16 protein-coding genes and 1 pseudogene are annotated in these 22663 nt (G+C 34.0%); 15 read left to right on the forward strand and 2 right to left on the reverse strand.

The window, feature by feature from the left end:
- Positions 1-12 precede the first annotated feature (12 nt).
- Genes KQA_RS0207350 through KQA_RS0207375 form a run of 6 tightly spaced genes read left to right on the forward strand, consistent with a single transcriptional unit; the run spans position 13 to position 9377 of the window.
- Positions 13-4902 carry a DNA repair ATPase gene (locus KQA_RS0207350; protein WP_010179623.1) on the forward strand — a complete coding sequence of 1630 codons (4890 nt, stop codon included), beginning with the start codon at positions 13-15 and terminating at the stop codon, positions 4900-4902.
- Between the two features lie 40 nt (positions 4903-4942).
- On the forward strand, positions 4943-5533 hold the full coding sequence (locus KQA_RS20520; RefSeq protein ID WP_010179625.1) for a hypothetical protein: 591 nt from the start codon (positions 4943-4945) through the stop codon (positions 5531-5533).
- A gap of 1 nt (position 5534) precedes the next feature.
- On the forward strand, positions 5535-6080 hold the full coding sequence (locus tag KQA_RS0207360) for a DUF4178 domain-containing protein (RefSeq protein WP_010179627.1): 546 nt from the start codon (positions 5535-5537) through the stop codon (positions 6078-6080).
- 11 nt (positions 6081-6091) lie between these two features.
- The gene (locus KQA_RS0207365) at positions 6092-6940 is read left to right on the forward strand and encodes a hypothetical protein (RefSeq protein ID WP_029209506.1); all 849 of its coding nucleotides are present in this window, start codon (positions 6092-6094) and stop codon (positions 6938-6940) included.
- A gap of 11 nt (positions 6941-6951) precedes the next feature.
- Complete coding sequence (locus KQA_RS0207370; RefSeq protein ID WP_010179631.1) at positions 6952-7830, forward strand: DUF350 domain-containing protein; 879 nt, start codon at positions 6952-6954, stop codon at positions 7828-7830.
- Positions 7818-9377, forward strand: a complete 1560-nt coding sequence (locus tag KQA_RS0207375; RefSeq protein ID WP_010179633.1) for a polyamine aminopropyltransferase — start codon at positions 7818-7820, stop codon at positions 9375-9377. The genes KQA_RS0207370 and KQA_RS0207375 overlap by 13 nt, the downstream gene beginning before the upstream one ends.
- Here KQA_RS0207375 and KQA_RS20215 read toward each other — a convergent pair.
- On the reverse strand, positions 9351-10157 hold the full coding sequence (locus KQA_RS20215) for a hypothetical protein (protein ID WP_010179634.1): 807 nt from the start codon (positions 10155-10157) through the stop codon (positions 9351-9353). The genes KQA_RS0207375 and KQA_RS20215 overlap by 27 nt on opposite strands.
- A gap of 114 nt (positions 10158-10271) precedes the next feature.
- Here KQA_RS20215 and KQA_RS0207385 point away from each other — a divergent pair, with 114 nt between their 5' ends.
- The 9 genes and pseudogenes from KQA_RS0207385 (at position 10272) to KQA_RS0207425 (ending at position 21991) form a co-directional block, all read left to right on the forward strand.
- Complete coding sequence (locus KQA_RS0207385; protein WP_010179637.1) at positions 10272-10574, forward strand: S-adenosylmethionine decarboxylase family protein; 303 nt, start codon at positions 10272-10274, stop codon at positions 10572-10574.
- Positions 10568-11578, forward strand: coding sequence for a potassium channel family protein (locus tag KQA_RS0207390; RefSeq protein ID WP_010179639.1), 1011 nt, complete (start codon positions 10568-10570; stop codon positions 11576-11578). The genes KQA_RS0207385 and KQA_RS0207390 overlap by 7 nt, the downstream gene beginning before the upstream one ends.
- A 55-nt stretch (positions 11579-11633) precedes the next feature.
- Positions 11634-12818, forward strand: a complete 1185-nt coding sequence (locus tag KQA_RS0207395) for a hypothetical protein (protein ID WP_010179641.1) — start codon at positions 11634-11636, stop codon at positions 12816-12818.
- Between the two features lie 337 nt (positions 12819-13155).
- Positions 13156-15279, forward strand: coding sequence for a T9SS type A sorting domain-containing protein (locus tag KQA_RS0207400; RefSeq protein ID WP_010179643.1), 2124 nt, complete (start codon positions 13156-13158; stop codon positions 15277-15279).
- 534 nt (positions 15280-15813) lie between these two features.
- Complete coding sequence (locus KQA_RS0207405) at positions 15814-18096, forward strand: glycoside hydrolase family 3 N-terminal domain-containing protein (RefSeq protein ID WP_157366617.1); 2283 nt, start codon at positions 15814-15816, stop codon at positions 18094-18096.
- Positions 18097-18101: 5 nt separating this feature from the next.
- Positions 18102-18596, forward strand: coding sequence for a gluconokinase (locus KQA_RS0207410; RefSeq protein ID WP_029209509.1), 495 nt, complete (start codon positions 18102-18104; stop codon positions 18594-18596).
- Positions 18590-19937, forward strand: a pseudogene (locus KQA_RS18690) (GntP family permease). Before KQA_RS0207410 ends, KQA_RS18690 begins: the two are co-directional and overlap by 7 nt.
- A 61-nt stretch (positions 19938-19998) precedes the next feature.
- Entirely contained in the window at positions 19999-20604 is a 606-nt protein-coding gene (locus KQA_RS0207420) for a DUF1684 domain-containing protein (protein WP_010179650.1), read from the forward strand.
- A 223-nt stretch (positions 20605-20827) separates the two neighbouring features.
- The gene (locus KQA_RS0207425) at positions 20828-21991 is read left to right on the forward strand and encodes a proline dehydrogenase family protein (protein ID WP_010179651.1); all 1164 of its coding nucleotides are present in this window, start codon (positions 20828-20830) and stop codon (positions 21989-21991) included.
- Between the two features lie 126 nt (positions 21992-22117).
- Here the strand turns inward: KQA_RS0207425 and KQA_RS0207430 are convergent, their stop codons facing one another.
- Positions 22118-22648 (reverse strand): carboxymuconolactone decarboxylase family protein, encoded by a 531-nt coding sequence (locus KQA_RS0207430; protein ID WP_010179653.1) that lies wholly within the window; start codon positions 22646-22648, stop codon positions 22118-22120.
- Between the last annotated feature and the right edge of the window lie 15 nt (positions 22649-22663).

A 22663-nucleotide genomic window follows, 5' to 3' on the forward strand; every position in this document is an offset into this window, starting at 1 on the left:
AATAACAACAACATGGAACAAAACAACACAAATAGTACACAACAACTCGAAGGAGGTACATACGAGATTATCCAAAACCGTTTACAAAAACAGAAAACGGAACTACTACAGCGTTTAGCTCAGTTAAATGATGCCCGTAAAGAAGTTTTTGGAAGTGTTGAAACCAAATTGATTGCCAATAACCGCATCAATACCGAAAACAACTGTATTGCACGTGATATTGTAACTATAGGAGAACATTGTATTTTTGGATATAATGTACATTTTGGTTTGCGTACCGAAATGACCTTAGCCGATGTGTTTAGTATTTACACCTACGACGAAGATCATTTTACACCTCAATCGTTAAGCTTATTTGAGGACACTACTTTTATAAACGATTTTGTAAACCTATATAAATATTACCGAAACACCATTTTTTCCAAGTTTGCTATTGTTGGCAATTACTTACATATGGTGTTTCAGTTAAGTGATAGTCCTACCGATATTAAAACCTTTAAATGGTTAATTAATGAAGGACAACTTACTTATATTGATAACCGAAGTGAACACGAGTTTACATTTCCAAAACAACATGAATTTAATTGGACCGAGGTAACTCGTGATATGCATCGTTATGGTGATCATCCGCATATTTCAATTTTAGACAAGGTTTTTGTAGAAACCATTGGAGGCGATTTAACCATTAAAATCGAAGATAACACCAACGATGGCAAAGGGATTTATAATGAATCGGTTGAGTTAGTTGACCAAACTTTGGATGACGGACAATACCGTTATGCCGACTTAGGCAACCTAATTGCTATTGAAATTAAACCCTTTCAGGAAGCCCCTCGTTATTTTGTGTACAACCATAAAATTCAAGAAGTCAAAAAAATTGAAAGCATAAAAGATGCTTGCGTTTTATTACCCGATGAACAAGGCGTTATTTTTGCCGATGGGTATTACTTACAGTCTGGCGATTTTAAATTATTTGACAATGGAATTAACGATGTTAAATTTCAAGAAAAAATAAGCTCTCCTAATGGAGAAGATTATTTATATGTCTTCTACGAAAGTAAAAAAGGCCTGTATGTATTAATGTCCTATAATGTCATTGAGCAACAGGTAAAAACACCTATTATTTGTAATGGATTTACCATTTTAACTAAAGGTGAATTATGTTATTTTAAAACCGAAGATGAACAAACCAAACACCATGTAATTCAAATTTGGCAAACGCCTTTTATAAAAGGAGATGTTATTCCTTCGGAACATACAGATACCTTACTCTATAAAATAGGCAACAAAGATATTGTAAAAGCCATGGCCGAATGCCAGGGCTTAATTACTCTTTTAAATAAGGAGGATAGTTACGATGGCTTGTACGATGATATAGCTAAATTTTCAAGTGATATTACTAATAGTTACTATTGGATTAGAGAACCTGACACCTTTGATTTAGCCGTTCCCTTAGATGAAATTAACGGCGCTGCCAATGCCGCTATTGACGAGTTCGAAAAGGTAATCCAACTCCGAAAAACGGCCGAAAACACTACCAAGGAAACCAAAGCTAAGGCCGATGCTATTTTTAGTAAAATAAAAAGCAGCTCCTTTAAATCTATTGATGATTTTGTTCAGGTATTAGCGCAATTACGTAGCCTTCGCGGAGAAGTTATTGGCATGAATGATATCCGCTATGTGGATAAACAATTCATTAGCGATTTAGAAGCAGAAATTGCTGAACAAACCGATCGAATTTCGCAACGTTGTGTTCAGTTTTTATTGGATGACAAAGCCCTCCTGCCCTACCACAAACGTTTAGAGGAAAAACAAACGGCACTTGAAAGCATTAAAAAAGTAATTGCTGCCAAAAAACTAGAGGAAGAAGTCAATCAAATTGCGGTGGATTTAGAAATGCTTATCGACATTGTTTCTAATTTGCAAATTGAGGACACCTCGCATTCTACCAAAATAATTGACAACATTTCTTTGATTTTTGCCACTATAAATCAGCTTAAAGCGGGAATAAAAAATAGCATAAAATCCTTAGGCAGTAAGGAAGCCACTGCCGAATTTGGCGCGCAGTTAAAACTGGTTGATCAAAGTATTATTAACTATTTAGATATTGCTAGTACTCCCGAAAAAACGGACGAATTACTCAACAAGGTTTCGGTTCAACTAGAAGATTTAGAAGGACGTTTTGCTGATTTTGAGGATTTCATTTCTCAAATCATTGAGAAACGCGAAGAGGTTTACAATGCCTTTGAAACTAGAAAAAACAGTTTAATTGAGGCCCGAAACAAAAAAGCAGTTGCCTTAGAAAATTCTGCAAACCGAATTTTAAAAGGAGTCACCAAAAAGGCGTTGAGTTTTGCCAGTGTTGCCGAAATCAATGGTTATTTTGCTTCGGATTTAATGATTAATAAGCTTAGAGATATTATCGAAAGCTTACAAAAATTAGATGATGCTGGTAAGGCGGAAACTATTGAAACTGCTTTAAAAGTTGCTAAGGAAGATGCCACTCGAAAACTTAAGGACAAACAAGATTTATATGAGGATGGTGAGAATGTTATAAAATTGGGTAAGCACAAATTTGGTGTAAACAAACAAGCATTAGATTTAACTATTGTATACAAAGACGATGCGTTACAATACCATTTAACGGGGACTGATTTTTATCAAGAAATTGAAAATGAAATCCTCCTGCAATCTAAAAAATATTGGAACCAGGAATTAATTTCCGAAAATGAAAACGTATATCGATCAGCTTATTTAGCTTACAAGGTATTTTCAAACAATCCAAAAGAAAACTTAGAAAAGCAAACCGAAGAAGATTTACTACAACTCATACAAATCCAAAGCAGTAAAAATTATGCCGAAGGTTATGTGAAAGGTGTACATGATATTGATGCGGCTAAAATTTTAAAAGTGTTAGTCACTAAAAATCATGATTTAGGCCTGCTCCGTTTCTCTCCAATTACTCGAGCTCATGGACAGTTTTTTTGGCACAGCTTAGCAGACGAACAAAAAGAGTATTGGAATCAAAAAATTAAAGCATCGGGCGAGGTACGTGCTGTTTTTCCTGAAAGTACTGCCTATAAGACTATCATTTCGGAGTTAGCAGCGTATATATCCACTGCAAAAATCCTTAAAAAAAATGAGGCAACGCCTACAGCAAATTCACTTTTTACTGAAACCGCTGTAGCTTCCTACTTATTTTATGAATTACAAACTGACTCTATTTTTTGCATAAGTCAAACTGCTCAAGAAATACATGATTCATTTATCAAGGAATTAAAAAGTAAAAAGGGAAATACTTCCTTTAAAAAATCGCTTGAAAAGACTAGGCAACAACATGGTATTCATGATACCATACAATTAGCGCTGCAATGGGTTACTTCGTATATAAAAATAGCCCATTCAAATTTACAAGCCTACGCACATGAAGTCGTTTACTTGCTTTTGTTTAAAGATGCCTCAACGGCCGAAGTGATTCATGTGAATCCTTTGCAAATTATCGAAAACTTAAAAGGAAGTCACGCCTCAATAACCGAAGGTAATTTTACCTTTAATTATCACCAGTTTATTTCAGATGTAACACTTTTCACTGCTGTAGAAGTGCCTGCTTTTGAAAGTTATAAAAATGCCAAACATCAGGTCACTGAAGAATTAAAAGAATCATTAAAACTTTCGGAATTTAAACCTAGAGTCCTTTCCTCCTTTGTGCGTAATAAATTGATAGATCAAGTCTACTTGCCTTTGTTTGGCGATAACTTATCCAAGCAATTAGGAAGCCTTGGAGATAACAAGCGTACCGATCGTATGGGAATGTTATTATTAATTTCGCCTCCAGGCTATGGTAAAACAACCTTAATGGAATATATGGCCAATCGTTTAGGCTTGGTGTTTATGAAAATTAATGGTCCTGCTATTGGTCATGAAGTGACCTCTGTAGATCCAATGGCTGCTAACAACTCGGCAGCACGAGAGGAATTAAAAAAGCTAAATCTTGCTTTTGAAATGGGGAATAATGTGATGCTTTATCTTGATGATATTCAGCATTGCAATCCGGAATTTTTACAAAAATTTATATCGCTTTCCGATGGAACTCGAAAAATTGAAGGGATTTATAAAGGCAAACCAAAAACCTATGATTTACGCAGCAAAAAATTCTGTGTTATTATGGCAGGAAATCCCTATACCGAAAGTGGCGAAAAATTCCAGATTCCAGACATGCTAGCTAACCGTGCAGATATTTATAATTTAGGAGATATTATTGGCGATACTGCCGACTTGTTTAAACTGAGTTTGGTTGAAAACGCCATGACTTCCAACCCGATATTGTATCAATTAAGCAGCAAGTATTTTGACGATATTTATAAACTGATCGAAATGGTCGAAACAGGTTCGCAAGAAGGCATTGAACTCCAAGGAAATCACACCAAACAGGAGATACAGGATTACGTATCTATTCTAGAAAAAGTAATTACTATAAGAAACACCGTGCTTAAGGTAAATGAAACTTACATTGAATCGGCAGCCATGGAAGATGCCTACCGTACCGAACCTTCGTTCAAATTACAAGGTTCGTACAGAGATATGAGTAAATTAGTGGCTAAAGTAGTTCCTATTATGAACGAAAAGGAATTACAAAGCCTGCTCCTATCACATTACGAAAACGAATCTCAAACCTTAACTAGTGCGGCCGAAGCCAATTTATTAAAGTACAAAGAACTTACAAATACCATGACTGGAGAAGAATTACCTCGATGGGAAGTGATTAAAGAAACTTTTGTGAAAAACAACAAACTAAAAGGCTTTGGCGATAAAAACGAAATGGCACAAGTATTAGCTCAAATGATGCAGTTTAGCGAGAATTTAATTGGGATTCAAGAAGTGTTGAAGAGTGGGTTGAAATAGAAACTTGATTGTATATTTATATTCATAAAAGAAACCGTTAATGGACAATAGAAATTTAAAAGATCGATTAGGAGAATCTCAAACTATTTTCACCTCATGCTATATTTTCATTATAGGAATTGGCATGCTCTTTAACCACAGTAAATATTCTAGATTTGATATCAATATTTTTGATTATTCTGATATTTTTGATTTTTTACTTGCTCCATTTTCCGACGTTATTATACTATTATTTTCAATTGTAAGTATAATTATTATGTTTGTTTTAGTTAAATATGATAAAAATTGGAGAATAAAAAATCCAGAATCTTATTCAAAATATAGCTTTGGCTTAGATAAAAAAAAATGGTTTAGTATTTATCTTTACACCTCTCAATTTCTTGCTTTTTTATCCATTTTATATGCAGCCTCAGGTTTCTACGGAAAATATCAAAAAGAACAAATATTAAATCAAAAACCTATTACGATACACTTTGTAGATAAAGAGGTAAAAGAAGGGATTCTTATTGGGAAGACCAAAGATGTTATTTTTTTATTAAGAAATGAAAAAGTGGAAGCTATTCCCTTTACGGAAACAATAAAAAATATTGAAATCACGAAAAAACTAGATATTAAAAAAACAAAAAAATAAAATGGGCCTATTCGATATATTTAAAAAAAAGGAAGAAGAAGAAACACACTTTGATCCTACAAACATACAAGTAACAGACCTAGAAAAAGGCTATTTACTGGATTACGACATGGAAACATGGACGGTTAAAAAAATGGCAGAATACGATTGGGGTGACAACTTTTTTTCGCGCGAATTTTTAATTGAATCCCGAGGCAAAACACGTTACCTCAGCATTGAAGAAGATGAAAGTTTGGAAATTGTTATTTCCGAAAAAATAAAATTCCGCAAGTTAGGTCAGGATGTTATTTCCTATTTTGAAAATCACGACAAATTTCCAAACCTTATTATTTACGAAGGTACAAGCTATCATTTTGACGAACAATCCCCTGGTTATTACCGCGATGTAGAAAGTGACGATTGGAGTGAATTGATCTCGTTTGATTATGAAAATGATGCCGAAACCCATTTTTTAACTATTGAACAATGGGGCGAAAATGAATTTGAAGTTAGTATAGGAAAAAAGGTGAAACCTTTTGAAATTAGTAATATATTGCCTGTAAGTTAACCAAGCACAACATGAATAAATTTAGCACCTTATTTCTATCCCTATTTAGCGTCTGCTTGTGCGTTATTTCTTGCGGAGGCAATACCGAGCAACGCCCTAAATTTGTAAAATCACCTGTCGATAATTTAATTACTAAATATATTGATGTAAATAACTATACGGTGATACTAGCCGATATGGATTACAAAGAGGATATAGATAAATATTACCATAAATACCGTATTCTTTTACAAAAGTCTAAACCCAACCTAACCCGAGAACAATTACAGGATACAACAGCCCAGGCTACCGATATTAAAGTTGAAACTACCGATTGGCTCGAGGTTTCTCCTATTATTTTTGAAGATCATCAAAACGATTTAGGAATGACCATTTTAAATAAAGAAAATGGCGTGCTCGACAAAAATTCTGCACCCGCTGGTGCTAATGGCTATGTAGGAAATCCACAATATGGACAATGGCAAACCCATAGTAACGGAAGTTCATTTTGGGCTTTTTATGGTCGCTATCGTTTAATGAGTGACCTGTTTTTTGGACCTAGATATGGCTATGGTGGTTATTATGGTTACCCTAGAAATGACTGGAATGACTATCGCCGGAATTACCGTGGTCGTACCGATTACTATGGTCGAAACAACCAATATGGTTCGCGCTCCAAAACAACAAATACCAATACTAGTTGGAATAAAAAACCATCTAGCTTTAAAAGTAAAGTTCAAAGTAAGGTAAGGCAAAGTTCGTCCAGTTTAAAATCTAGAGGTTATACCTCCAGTAAAAGTTATTCAAAAACAACACGAAACACCAATCGCTTTAGCACCTCTTCAACATCAAGAGGAAGAAGTGGTGGTTTTGGTAAATAATACATAATCCTATGAATATGCTAACAGATTTTATAGATATCAATGGATTAATCCATAGTTTGGGTTACTTAGCCATTGCTTTTGCTTTGTTTTTTATTGGAAAAGTTCTTTACAATGTTTTGAATCCGAATATTCTTGTTTCCTATGAACTAGTTGAAAAAGATAATTTTGCCTTTAGTATTGCTTATGTAGGCTACTTTTCTGCCATAACCGTTATTCTAATTGCTGCCATTTCTGGCGAAAGCTACGGTTTTATTGAAGATGCTAAACTGATTGGAATTTATGGTATACTTGGTATTCTTTTACTCCATGTTTCTATTTTAGTAACAAATAAGTTAATGCTCCCAAAATTTTCAGTTAAAAAAGAAATTTTACAAGATCAGAATGAAGGTACTGGAATTATTGAAGCCGCTGTTTATTTAGGAAATGCTTTTTTATTATACGGCGCGCTTGTGGGCGAATCTTCTAGCTTGACTGAAGGACTCATTACCTTTGTAGGTTATTGGTTTATAGGAAACATCATGCTTATTATAAGTACTAAAGTATTTAGTTTATGGATGAAATATGATATTCATAACGAAATTGAAAAAGACAATGTAGCCGCAGGAACGGCTTTTGCTGGTTCTATTATTTCCATTAGTTTAATTATTATGAATGCCCTAGTGGAGCCCTTTACAAATTGGCAAACCTCAATTATTGATATTAGTTTATATACTGTTTTAGGTATACTCATTTTACCTGTAATGCGTTATATTTCGGATAAAATTTTACTCCCTGGCCAACGTTTAACTGATGAAATTGTAAATCAAAAAAAACCAAATATTGGGGCTGGTCTTATTGAAGCCTTTGCCTACATAGGTGCCGCTATTTTAATTGTATGGACTTTTTAAAAAACAACTCTTTTGTTTTAAAAGCAGCCATTTTTGCCACTGGTTTTGCCGGGATTGTTGCGGAATATGTACTTTCTACCTTGGCTACTTATTTTATTGGGAACTCCATTTTCCAGTGGACTATGATTGTCTCGCTCATGCTTTTTTGTATGGGACTAGGAAGTCGTTTAAGTAAAAAAATCCACGCTAATTTAATCCAGAATTTTTTAATCCTGGAAGTCAGTCTATCCTTAGTCGTTGCATTTTCGTCGGTTATTGTGTATACTATTGCTGCTTTTTCCATGTATTACGAAATTTTAATTTACAGCTTAAGTATGCTCGTCGGTTTACTTATTGGCTTGGAAATCCCTTTAGTAGTTCGCATTAATAAAGAATATGAGGATTTAAAAACTAACATTTCATCCATTCTTGAAAAAGACTATTACGGCAGCTTACTTGGTGGAGTATTTTTCGCCTTTATTGGACTCCCCATTTTAGGCTTATCCTATACGCCTTTTGTTTTAGGCATTATTAATTTTTTAGTAGCCGCTATTGTATTATTTCGCTTTAAAGAAAAAATTGAACTCCCGCGCTTAAAAAAACTTAATGCGCTACTTTTAGCCACTTTTGGCATCTTAATTTCGGGGATTTTATATACCAAACCGATTATTCAGTGGGGAGAGCAAAAAAAATACAAAGACAAGGTTATTTTTTCTGAACAAACCAAGTATCAAAAAATTGTACTAACCGAATGGAAAAAAGAACACTGGTTATACCTTAACGGAAATTTACAATTTTGTACTATTGATGAGGAAATGTATCACGAACCTTTGGTACATCCAGTGATGCAATTAGCTCAAAAACCTACCGATATTTTAATTTTAGGTGGAGGCGATGGTTGTGCGGTTCGCGAACTATTAAAATACCCAAGCGTTCAAAAAATTGATATGGTGGACTTGGATCAAAAAATGACCGATTTAGGAAAAAATCATCCCGTTTTGATAAATATCAATAACGGTTCCATGAGCAGTTCCAAACTAAACATTTACAATAAGGATGCTTATACGCATTTAGAACAAGACACCAATTCATTTTATGATGTGATTATTATCGATTTACCCGATCCAAGAAATATCGAATTAGGACGTTTGTATTCACATGAATTTTACACGCATTGTTACCGAAAATTGCGTCCAAATGGTTTTATTATTACCCAAGCTGGAAGCCCCTATTTTGCCACCAAAGCTTTTAATTGTATAAACAATACCTTGCAATCGGCTAATTTTAAAACAGTCCCCATGCATAATCAAATCATTTCCATGGGAGAATGGGGTTGGATTTTAGGAGCCAAAAAAAGCAATCCTATTGTATTAAAAAAAGCGCTTAAAAAGCTTACTTTTAAAAATCTCAAAACCGAGTGGATTAATACTGAAGCCATGCAATTAATCACCTCATTTGGAAAAGATCGTTTTTTTAGTAAAACTACTATGGACAGCACCGATATAAATAAAATACATCATCCGATTTTATATAAATACTATTTAAAAGGAAACTGGGATTTGTATTAGTTGGCTGTTGGCTGTTGGCTGTTGGCTGTTGGCTGTTGGCTGTTGGCTGTTGGCTGTTGGCTGTTGGCTGTTGGCTGTTGGCTGTTGGCTGTTGGCTGTTGGCTGTTGGCTGTTGGCTGTTGGCTGTTGGCTGTTGGCTGTTGGCTGTTGGCTGTTGGCTGTTGGCTGTTGGCTGTTGGCTGTTGGCTGTTGGCTGTTGGCTGTTGGCTGTTGGCTGTTGGCTGTTGGCTGTTGGCTGTTGGCTGTTGGCTGTTGGCTGTTGGCTGTTGGCTGTTGGCTGTTGGCTGTTGGCTGTTGGCTGTTGGCTGTTGGCTGTTGGCTGTTGGCTGTTGGCTGTTGGCTGTTGGCTGTTGGCTGTTGGCTGTTGGCTGTTGGCTGTTGGCTGTTGGCTGTTGGCTGTTGGCTGTTGGCTGTTGGCTGTTGGCTGTTGGCTGTTGGCTGTTGGCTGTTGGCTGTTGGCTGTTGGCTGTTGGCTGTTGGCTGTTGGCTGTTGGCTGTTGGCTGTTGGCTGTTGGCTGTTGGCTGTTGGCTGTTGGCTGTTGGCTGTTGGCTGTTGGCTGTTGGCTGTTGGCTGTTGGCTGTTGGCTGTTGGCTGTTGGCTGTTGGCTGTTGGCTGTTGGCTGTTGGCTGTTGGCTGTTGGCTGTTGGCTGTTGGCTGTTGGCTGTTGGCTGTTGGCTGTTGGCTGTTGGCTGTTGGCTGTTGGCTGTTGGCTGTTGGCTGTTGGCTGTTGGCTGTTGGCTGTTGGCTGTTGGCTGTTGGATTTTTTTTGAATTCTTCAAAAAAAATCCATATTCTAAAAAATAGTTTTAAACTAAAAGCTAAAGGCTAAAGCTGAAAAAAATACCAGAAATAACATTCCTTATTTCTAAATTAAATTGGGATTCAAAACAAGAATGATGGATATAAAATATAAAGAAGTCGAAGCTCAAATTTACAATCATCAATTATGGGTAAGTGAAACAGAACCCGACCGCTTAAAAAAAATATTCGACAAGCAATTAATTAATAGTGGTTTTACTATTATCAATTTTACCGAACATCATTTTGATACACAAGGATACACTTGTTTTTGGCTATTGGCCGAAAGTCATTTAGCGATTCATACCTTTCCTGAAAACCACAAAAGTTATATTGAATTGAGTAGTTGTAACCTTGAAAAATTAGAAGCGTTTAAAAAGCTACATTCTTTATGTTAAACACTAAAAAAATACTCGCTTTTTTAGGCACGCTTTTAGGCTATAACTTTTTAGTGTATCAACTCTATATTGTTGAATCCGATTTTCCAGAAGGAAATATTACCAACCTAGCAGATGCCTATTGGTATTCATTAGTAACCCTAACTACTGTGGGTTATGGAGATTTTTATCCTGTTACCTTTTGGGGTAGACTTATTGGTTTTTTGTTTGTTATTGGAAGTTTAGGAATTTTAGGATACTTGCTTACCGAATTAAATGTGAGAATTAAACGATATTTAAAAAATAAAGAAATGGGACTTTTAGGAACAAAAATTTCAAATCACTGTGTTATTATTGGTTGGAATTCATTTTCGAAACAAGTAGCGGAACAAATAGTAAAAGCCAAAGAACCATTAGCTGTTGTGATTGATAATGAAGAAGATTTAAAACAAATAAAGCAATTATATGATAGTAAAAAATGCTTTGTATTACAAACAGAATTAAATGATTTTGAGAGTCTTGAAAAGGTGAATATTAAAAACTCCAAACGCGTATATATTAATTTTGATAGTGACACAGATACGCTTGTCTACTCCATTAGTCTAAAAAAGAAATATGAAGATTTAAAATGTGTAGTTGCCATTGAAAATATTGAGTTGAAAGAATCCTTTAATTACCTAGGCATTCAATATATTATTCCACGCAAAGAGATTATTTCCAAATTTATTGCCAGCTATGTTTTTGAACCCAATGTAGCTTTGCTGACTGAAGATTTAATATCTACTTCTAATTCTGCTGCTGATTTAGATATTTGCGAAACTAAACTCAGTTCTAATTCTCCTTTGGTAGGAAAAAATTACACCTCTGCCTTTGTAGCACAAAAAGAACAAAATAACATTGTGCTACTCGCTGTAAGCCGTAAAGGTCAACTTATTAAAAATCCTTCCAACGAATTTATTATTCAAGCCGAAGATATTTTGATTTATATGGCTAATGGAATGCAAAAAGAATTGATAGTTGGGTAAGCATATCAAACACAATTGGCATAGCTTTTGAATAAATTAACATAAAGACCAACTAATGAAAAAATGTATACTATTAATTACTACTATTCTATTCGCTATTTCGTGCAGTGGAGTTAAAAACACCCAAAAGTCTTTATCACAAGGTAATTATGATAGTTCTATTGAAAAAGCCATAGATAAATTATCGCGAAATAAAACAAGTAAAAAAAAGCAGCCCTATATCCCTATACTGGAAGATGCCTTTAAAAAAGCAAGTTCTAAAGATTTAAAACGAATTGATTTTTTAACACGAGAAAACAATCCAACTAATCTAGACGAAATTTATCATACCTATTTAAAACTTAGAAATAGACAAGAGCGTATAAAACCTCTGCTACCCTTACACTATTTAAATAGTTCTAAAAAAGCTGTTTTTAAATTTTCTGATTATACCAATGAGGTTATTGAAAGTAAGAAAAACTTAGCGACATTTTTATATAAGGATGGAACTACCGCATTTCAAAATGCAAAAAATAAAAATGATTTCAGAAACACCCATGAAACCTTGTCTTACTTAGAGTCGATTTATCCTAATTATAAAAACACGCGCTCTTTACTTGATCAAGCGCATACTAATGGTATTGAACATGTATTTATCTCATTAACAAACAATACCAATCAAATTATACCCAGAAACTTAGAAAATGATTTATTAAACATAGCGACTTATGATTTAAACAGCTTTTGGACAGTATTTCACACTAAAAAAACAGCTACTACTTCATATGATTATAACATCTTATTTCTTTTTAACGAGATTCTAATTTCTCCCGAAAGGATTAAAGAAACCCACCATACTTATGAAAAAGAAATTATAAACGAAGAATATTTACTTGATAAGGACGGGAACTTTGTTTTGGATGAACATAAACAAAAAATTATAATTGAAACTAAAGAAAAAGCTATTTGTGAATATTACGAATTGCAACAATATAAAAATGCTAGTGTACAGGCTATCATAAAAATCATAGATAACAACACTCAACAAAACTTAAATAGCTATCCTTTAAATACAGCGACAGTTTTTGAACATTTATTTGCCAATTATAAAGGAGACACTAGAGCACTAAATGAAACCCATTTAGGCTTAATTGGTAGCGAAGAAATTCCTTTTCCTAGTAATGAACAAATGATTTATGATTCGGGGGAAGATTTAAAAAATCAATTTAAAAACATCTTAAAAAGTAACCGATTCAATTAATTTATACGATTTACAAGTAAAAATTTCGTTTTACCATGAATAAACAGAAATAACTTGATCTATTCACGAATGATTCCCCTCTTACTTTGATCCAAAACAAAACAACATTCTAAAAAAAAGCATGTTACTAAATTTTCCAAACCCATAAAAACTGCTTTACAACGCAGTTTTTTTTTATTCTTCCCTTTTTAAAGTAAGATTAACCTGACTATAAGGCTTTAGTAAATATACCTGTAGTGATTTTTAAAAATCATTACTTAAATTTAATTAACAACTTGTAAGTCAACTAATTAATTATGCTCTGAACTATTTGTATAAACTTTAAAACACCGTATTTATGACTTTAAAAAAGATGTTATCCTTACTCCTTTTGTTCGGAATTATTAGTAGCCTTAAAGCTACAGATTATTACATTGACGCTAAAAACGGAAACGACAGTAATAATGGTCTAGCCGTTTCAAGCGCTTTTAAATCTCTTTACAAAATTGATGCCTTAAGTCTTCAGCCAGGAGACAATGTTTATTTTTTAGAAGGTCATTACACCAGACCAAACGCGACACTAATTACCATTACCCAATCGGGAAATGAAGATGAATACATTACTTTTCAAAACTATAATAACCAAGATGTACTACTTGAATTTGATAGTTGGACTGGTATTGATATTATAAATGGAGCTTCATATCTTAAATTTATAGGCTTAAAAATAAAAGGAGCGCGAAGCAAAATTGATTTAGATGACGCACTCAATCAACCTGGTAGTTGTGCCAATGATTTTGTAGGTGGAGCTAATGGTTTTTACAACGGAACTGGAATTTTAGCCGTCGGTCCAAACTTATTATGGAGTAACCCAGCCACTACTGGTAATGAAATTCCACATCATATTAGTATCGAAAACTGCGAAGTTTTTGATTGTACTAGTTCTGGCATGGCTTTTCAACAAGCTGATTACATAACAATTAAAAACAACAAAGTGTACAATAATTGTTGGTATTCCATATATGGCACCAGTGGAATTAATTTATATCAATTTATTAATACGGATAATACTACAGGCTTTCATAATGATATTAGTAATAATTTGATGTATGGCAATGAAATGAGGGTACCTCAAGTACCTTTTTGTGAATTTTTTGATGGAAATGCTTTTATTATTGATGATTTTAAACACACTCAAACTAAAAATTATTTAGACAAATCAGTAATCTTCGATGATTATACTGCAAAAACCTTGATTAGCAATAATATTTCGGTAGAAAATGGGGGTAGTGGATTACATTTTTTTCTAAGTTCAAATTGCTACATTTATAACAATACTATTGTGAATAATGCAAGTCAAAACAATGGAAAAAATGGAAATGGCGATTTACGAATAGGTGCTTGTAATAATTTTGAAATTAAAAACAATATTATTATTGGACAAGATCGCTTACACAACATTGGTGGTAATTCTAATATAGTATATACGCATAATTTACACTATGGACCAGGCATTTTAAGCACCCTAACAGCTTGCGAAAATTGTATTGAAAACACCCCTCTAGAATTTATTAATACGGATGTTTCTGATCAAATACCCTTTGTAACAAATTTTGAAAGTAGCGTAAAAAATGCCGGTGTAGCGCTCACTGAAATTACTACTGACTTTTTTGGCACTACGAGACCACAAAATGACACCCATGATATAGGTGCCTATGAATTGTTAGCATGTTACCCTACACTTTGGTTTGCCGATAATGATACGGATGGTTTAGGCGATGCTAATGAAACCTTATCGGCTTGTGATCAACCCATAGACTATGTCGCTTCAAAAGGAGATCAATGCCCCGAAGACGCTAACAAAATAGCCCCAGGTGCATGTGGTTGTGGTAACGCCGAAGATTCCTGCGATACCTTATGTAGCTCTCCTGAATATAATGCTGATACAACATATGCTAACACCGGCACCGTGATTCTTTACATGGGAAAAGCTTATGAAAGCAAATGGTATACAAAAGGGGATACACCAACAAATGGTGGCCCTTGGAGACTAGTCGGTATTTGTAATGGAGAAACCCTGGATTGCACTACTATTAATGATTGGTCCGCCAATACTATTTATACTACTCCTGGTACGCAAATTACCTTTGAACATCGCATTTATGAAAACAAATGGCACGTAACTGGCCAAACACCCGATACTAGTGATGCATGGGAATTAACAGGAATTTGCGATACTATAAATATGCTTCCCGAAGCTTCTATTTTGATCACTCCTAGTCTTGTTTCTGATGTTATTAGTATTGAAACTTCAACTGCCTATACACTAAACATCCTTGATCTTTCTGGAGTATTGATTAGTTCTCATATAATTACAGCTGGCACAAATACTATTGACACTACTCACTTACTCTCTGGCATGCACGTTTTATTATTTACCAATAACCAAAGCAGTATTACCGAAAGAATCATAAAATTATAAAACTTCAAAACATATTAAAAAACAGGCATTCTTTAGTGAAGCCTGTTTTTTTTAATTATTTCTAGCGAAAATACATTTTACCTTTTAACCCGAATTATGCATTAAAAAATCTATTACGTCTGCGATCTACTTCAAATACTATCGTAAACTGTGTTTTTAATTTAACCATAACGGTGCTATGCTGAAATTAAGAAAACACTAGTATTTATTGTATATCACAGCCTCATGACAAAGTTTCAATGCATAATCCGGGTTTACCACAAATATTCTCAAAAAATTAACTTCATTTTTATTAATTCCATTTATTTATAGTATTTTCATTTTGTAATACTATAATTTTCGATGATTACCCCCCTAAAATCATCTAGGACACTATACGAATTAGGATGTAACGTGTTTTTTATTGATTTTTTTTAATTCTCACCCACTAAAATTTATCATTCAGTTAAATTTTACCCTCTGAATTTGAGAAAAAAGAGACACTAATAATAAAAAATGTTTTAGCACTAAATCGTATTAATCATCAAAAAAATAATGAAAAAAAGAAATCACAAAAAAGAATCATCCCACTTTTTCTTCAATCGATTTACCCTAAACCACCTATTCATAGTGTGCTATCTGGGAGTAATAAATGTTTATGCCCAAAGTAACACTGCTGTAGAAGAAAAAATTACCCGTATCATTTCGAAAATGACTGTAGACCAAAAAATTGGTCAATTAGCCCTACGGGGTACATCGAGCAGGTCCAAAGACCTACCCGAACAATTAAAACAAGATGTAAAAAATGGTAAAATAGGTGCTTTTCTAAATGTAATGAATAAGGCTTATGTGGACGAGTTACAACGCATTGCTATTGAAGAAAGTCCTCAAGGAATTCCTTTAATTTTTGCACGTGATGTAATTCATGGATTCAAAACTATTTTCCCCATTCCCCTTGGTCTTGCAGCCTCATGGGATGCCGAAACTGCGAAATCCGCAGCTAGAGTTTCTGCTATCGAAGCCTCGTCATTTGGTATACGTTGGACATTTGCTCCTATGCTTGATATTGCTCAAGATAGTCGTTGGGGCCGAATTGCAGAATCCCCTGGCGAGGATCCCTATTTAGCCTCAATATTAGCTAAAGCTTATGTTGAAGGTTTTCAAAATAACGATTTAAGTCAGCCCACAAGTTTAGCTGCTTGTGCCAAACACTTTATAGGCTACGGTGCCGCTATTGGCGGAAGAGATTACAATACAGCCATTATACACCAACCTTTATTACATAACACCTATTTAAAACCTTTTGAAGCTGCCCTAGCTGCTGGTGCACCTACAGTAATGACTTCTTTTAACGAAATAAATGGTGTTCCCGCTTCGGGAAATAAATGGTTATTAAACGATATATTACGAGGAAAACTTGACTTTAAAGGCTTTGTGGTTAGCGATTGGAATTCCACCACGGGAATGATTGATCATGGCTATGCTAAAAATGAAAAACACACCGCTGAACTATCTTTTAATGCTGGTCTTGATATGGAAATGACAAGTAAGTCTTATGAAAATCACTTAAAAGAATTACTTGAAGAAAAAAAAATTACAGAAACTCAATTAGATTTTTTAGTTGCTAATATTCTTCGAGTAAAATTTCAACTTGATTTATTTAAAAATCCTTACCGATCTAAAACATTTACTGGAAATTATTATGATCAAAAGCATTTAGATCTGGCTAAAAAAGCAGTTATAAAAAGTAGTGTATTATTGAAAAACAATGCTATTCTTCCACTAAATAAAAATACAAAAGTAGCTGTGATAGGCCCCTTAGCTAATGCCCCACTTGAACAACTCGGTACTTGGATTTTTGATGGTGATAAAAAACATACACAAACACCAACCTCTGCCTTTACAAACAACAAGGTAAATTTTAAATTTACCGAAGGCTTAAGCTACAGCAGAGACACATCAACTCAAGGTTTTAAAAAAGCCCTTGAAATTGCAGAAGCATCCGATGTTATTTTATTTTTTGGTGGCGAAGAAGCTATTTTATCGGGAGAGGCCCATAGTAGAGCATCTATTGACTTACCTGGTAAACAAGAGGCACTCATCAAAGCTTTAGCAAAAACTGGCAAACCTATTGTACTTGTTATTATGGGAGGTAGACCCCTAAGCATTACTAATATTATTGACGATGTGGATGCTGTTTTAATGGCATGGCATCCTGGTACCATGGGGGGACCAGCAATTTATGAAATGCTCTGGGGAAAAAGTGAACCACAAGGACGACTTCCTGTTTCCTGGCCAAAAACCGCTGGACAATTGCCTCTATTTTATAATCATAAAAGCACCGGAAGACCTTTTGATCCAAAAAGTTTTGTGCAAATGGATAGTATTCCTGTTGGAGCATGGCAAAGCTCTTTAGGAAATACCACTCATTATCTAGATCTAGGTGCCGCACCTCATTTTCCATTTGGGTATGGACTTGGCTACACTAGGTTTAGTTATAAAAATTTAAAAATTTCTAAAACAACTATTTCTAAAAACGAAACTGTTAGTCTATCTGTAACCATTACTAATACAGGTAAAAATGCTGGTAGTGATATCGTACAATTATACATTCAGGATATTGTAGGAAGTTTAACTCGCCCTGTAAAGGAATTAAAACGATTTAAACCCATTTTTCTTGAAAAAGGAGAAACAAAAACTGTTGAATTTACAATAACACCCAAAGACTTAATGTTTGTGAATAATACACTGCAACCTGTTTTAGAGTCGGGCGATTTTAATGTTTTTGTAGGAAACAATTCTGCCAACACCTTAAAAACCACATTCACTTTAAACTAACACTTATGTTAATCATTGTTATGGGCGTTAGCGGCAGTGGAAAATCGACTATTGCCAAACTATTGGCAGATAAAACTGGTCTTGATTATTATGATGCAGATGATTTTCATCCCCAGTCCAACATAGACAAAATGAAAGGTGGTAAGGCCTTGAATGATACCGATAGAAAACCTTGGTTACTACTACTGGCCAAAAAGTTATATGAATGGGAACAACAAAAAGGAGCTATTTTAGCTTGTTCTGCTTTAAAAGAAAGCTACCGAGAACTACTAAGTTCGCAATCCAAAAAAATTAAATGGGTCTACTTAACAGGCACTTTTGAAACTATTAAAAATAGAATTGAAAGCCGAAAGGGGCATTTTATGGATACGCATTTACTACAATCTCAATTTGACACTTTGGAACCCCCAACTTACGGAGTACATGTGGCCATTGATCAAACACCTCAACAAATTACAACTCAAATTTTAAGCAGAATTCAAAAAAACCTCAAATGTTAAACTATCAACTCATACTAGCTGTTTTTATTGGAATTGCCACTTTATTGGTATTGATTCTAAAATTTCGAATCCAAGCTTTTATAGCTTTACTCATTGCAAGTATTGCCGTAGGAATTAGCGCTGGCATGGACCCCTCATTGGTTATCAAAACCATGCAAGATGGTATGGGAAATACGCTTGGTTTTGTTGCTGTTGTGGTAGGTTTAGGCGCTATGTTTGGAGCTATTTTGGAACATTCGGGAGGTGCCGAAGCTTTGGCAAAATACCTGTTACATAAATTTGGAGAAAAAAATGCCTCATGGGCATTAATGCTCACTGGTTTTTTTGTGGCTATTCCTGTCTTTTTTGATGTCGCATTTATCATTTTAGTACCCTTAATTTATTCGCTACAGCGAAAAACAAAAAAATCATTACTACTTCTATGCCATTCCTTTATTAGCCGGTCTTGCCATAACACATGCTTTCATTCCTCCTACTCCAGGACCAGTGGCCGTAGCCGATATTTTAAAAGCAGATTTGGGATGGGTTATTTTATTTGGTTTTGTTACAGGTATTCCTGCAGCCATAATTAGTGGCCCTCTATTTGCCAATTATATTAGCCGTAACATACACATTAATGCCCCTAAACTAGAGGAAGAGACTATAACGTATACGTCATATCCATCCGTAAGTTTAGTATTAAGTATTATTGGTATTCCCATTCTTTTAATTGTTATAAACACAGTTTTAAATAGCGCTTTATTTGAAATAAATACGGGTATTCCTACGGCAATAAAAAAATGGATTCAAATGATTGGACATCCGTTTTCTGCATTAATTCTCGCTAATTTAATTGCCATTTATCTTTTAGGAATTAAACGTGGTGTGGCTAAAGAAACGCTATTAAAAATAACAACAAAATCCATGTCATCGGCAGGTATTATTATCCTATTGACAGGTGCGGGAGGAGTCTTTAAACAAATGTTAGTCAATACAGGCACAGGTGAAATGCTTGCCAATTATTTTGCTAATGCAGGTATTCCGATCATAGTTTTTGCTTTTATTGCTGCTGTTTTTATTCGAATTCTTCAGGGTTCCGCTACGGTGGCAATGATTACTTCGGCTGGTATAACGGCTCCACTTCTAGCTTCTAACGTAAGTGAAATAGACAAAGCATTATTAGTAATTGCTATAGCATCGGGGGCATCAATTTTATCACATGTTAATGATAGTGGTTTTTGGCTAGTAAGCAACTATTTAGGCTTAACAGAAAAGCAGACATTTAAAAGTTGGACAATAATGACTACCTTATTGGCACTTGTTGGATTTGCTACTGTAAGTATAATTTCTTTGTTTTTGTAGTTAGTTTTAAGGGTTTCAGCAGACTACCTATAAGACATACCTCTGCTAAATGCTACCCATTATGAGCTTAAAACTATCCTATTTATCATTATTTATACTATTAATTACGGGTAGTACTCATGCACAGATAAAGCATGCGCAAGAAATTAAAAATTTTCAAAAAAAATTAAATAAGCTATACTGTAATCCCTATAAATCCCCATTACCCAAAAAGGAACGGAAGACTTTTAAAGGGCATCATTTTTTCGCTATAGATAGTTTATATAAAATTGAAGCTAAATTTAGTAAGTACAAAAATCCAGCTTCACTTCAACTAAAAACTACATCGGATAGACTCGCAAGTTTTAACAAATACGGATCAATTGAATTTATATTAAACGGAACAAAACAGCGCTTAACTATTTATCAAAGTCCGAATTTAGGTAAAAGTAAAAAATACAGAAACCGATTATTTCTTCCTTTTAATGATTTAACTAATGGAAACGAAACTTATGCTGGCGGAAGGTATATTGACCTAAGCATCCCTGAGGGGGATCTAATTATTATTGATTTTAATAAATCGTACAACCCGTTTTGTGTATACAATCATGGATATTCATGTCCTGTACCTCCTATTGAAAACAACTTAACTATTCGTATTGAAGCTGGTATTAAAGCGCCTAAATAAGGGATAGCATATTTTCGTTCTTATGTGTTAGTTTATTACTAAAATCACAAAAACTATAATTTAAAAATAACAGTTTCACATAATATTTGTTCATTTTTATTAGCTTGATAAATCTAATAACTCAGCCTAATTTAGTTAGATAAACCTTTGTTAATAGCCATAAAATGGCACTAAATTTAGCAACTAAATTTATAAATTGTATTGCCTCAAAAAATCTAAAAAAATGCTGAATTTTAGTGATACTCAAATTGCTTTTAGTTCCAAAAGCACTAATGAATTAAAAAAGGCGTATTGGTTGTTTAAATTAATTGGTTGGCCTTGGCTTACCAAGGCCAGTCCATTATTACTTAAAATTTTTATGCCTTTTAAATTTCCAATACCTATAGTTAGACATAGCATATTTAAGTATTTTTGTGGTGGGGAACATAGAGAAGATTGTAATAAAAGTATTCATAAACTAGCCCAATCTAATATAAAAACCATACTAGATTACTCTGTAGAGCACCAAACTGGAAACCATCAAAACAACTTTGATGAGGCTTTTTTAGTTATTGAAAAAGCAAAAAACAACCCGAATATTCCCTTTGTGGTTTTTAAAATGACTGGATTTATCAGTTTTGATATCCTTTCAAAAAAAAATAACATAAATAATACATTAAGCAAAGAAAAAGAGATCAGTTACTCTAAAGCTATTGCTCAAATTAATGAACTCTGCCAAAATGCTGTAAAAGCAAACGTTCCTATTTTTTTTGATGCTGAAGAAAGTTGGATTCAAAATGCTATTGACACTATTGTAGTACAATTAATGAGACAGTACAACAAAAAAACTTCAATAATATACAATACTGTACAATTATATCGTAAAGATCAATTAGCGGCCTTAAAAAAAGTTATCGCTTTAGGAAAAACGGAACAATTTTATGTGGGTCTTAAGTTAGTGCGTGGTGCATATGTCGAAAAAGAAAACGAACGAGCTATTGCTTTAGGCTACGAATCGCCTATACACATTTCTAAAAAAAATTGTGATATTGATTTTAATCTTGCCTTAGCATTTTGCATGGATCATATTGAACAAGTTTATATTTGTTGTGGTAGCCACAATGAATACAGTAATTTATTACTTACTCAACTTATGGAAAAACAACATATTGCTCCCAATGACCCACGTATTTACTTTGCGCAATTATTAGGCATGAGTGATCATATTAGTTTTAATTTGGCTGCAAGCGGTTATAATGTTGCTAAGTACATGCCTTATGGCCCTGTAAAAGATGTGTTACCTTATTTGATTAGAAGAGCCCAAGAAAACACTTCTATTTCTGGACAAACGGGTAGAGAGTTGAGTTTAATCACTCAAGAACTAAAACGCAGAAAAACAAATCACTAGCACGATTATATACCCATATCATTATAAATTAAAAAAGAGGATGCATTTAACATCCTCTTTTATATGTGTTTGTTATGTCTCCTAAAATTGCTTTTTACGTTACAAATTATGAAACAATGCTTTATACTATAATTCCTTAGTTTCTGGAAAATCAATAGCTACACCTGTTAAATTATGGAAAAAATTAGTAGTCGTAATAATACCAATGGCAAGTACTAGATCAACCAAATTTTCTTTGTTGTAACCAGCTTCATAAAATGCAGCTACTTCTGCGTCACTAGCTTTTCCTTTATTAATCGCTATTGATTGAGCTAACTTTGCTAACGCATTTAATTTAGTATCCTCTGCATTTCCTTGTCTAAATCCTATGATTTGATCATCATTAAAGCCATTCATTTTACCAATAGCTGTATGTGCTGCTAAACAATACTTACATCCATTTACTTGACTTACTGCTAAATCAATAACTTCTTTTTCTTTATTTGAAAATGATGTTTTAGCACCTGAATATTGTAAATAATTTCCTAATCCATTTTCGGAATGAGCCATGGCGGCATAAATGTTAGGCACAAAGCCTACTGCTTTTTCTAAATTATCAAAAATTGCTTGATTTGCAGATGACACCTCTTCGCGCTTAGGAATTGTTAATTCTAACATAAACTTATATTTTTA

Origin of the sequence: Aquimarina agarilytica ZC1 (assembly GCF_000255455.1) — a bacterium.
GTDB lineage: Bacteria > Bacteroidota > Bacteroidia > Flavobacteriales > Flavobacteriaceae > Aquimarina > Aquimarina agarilytica.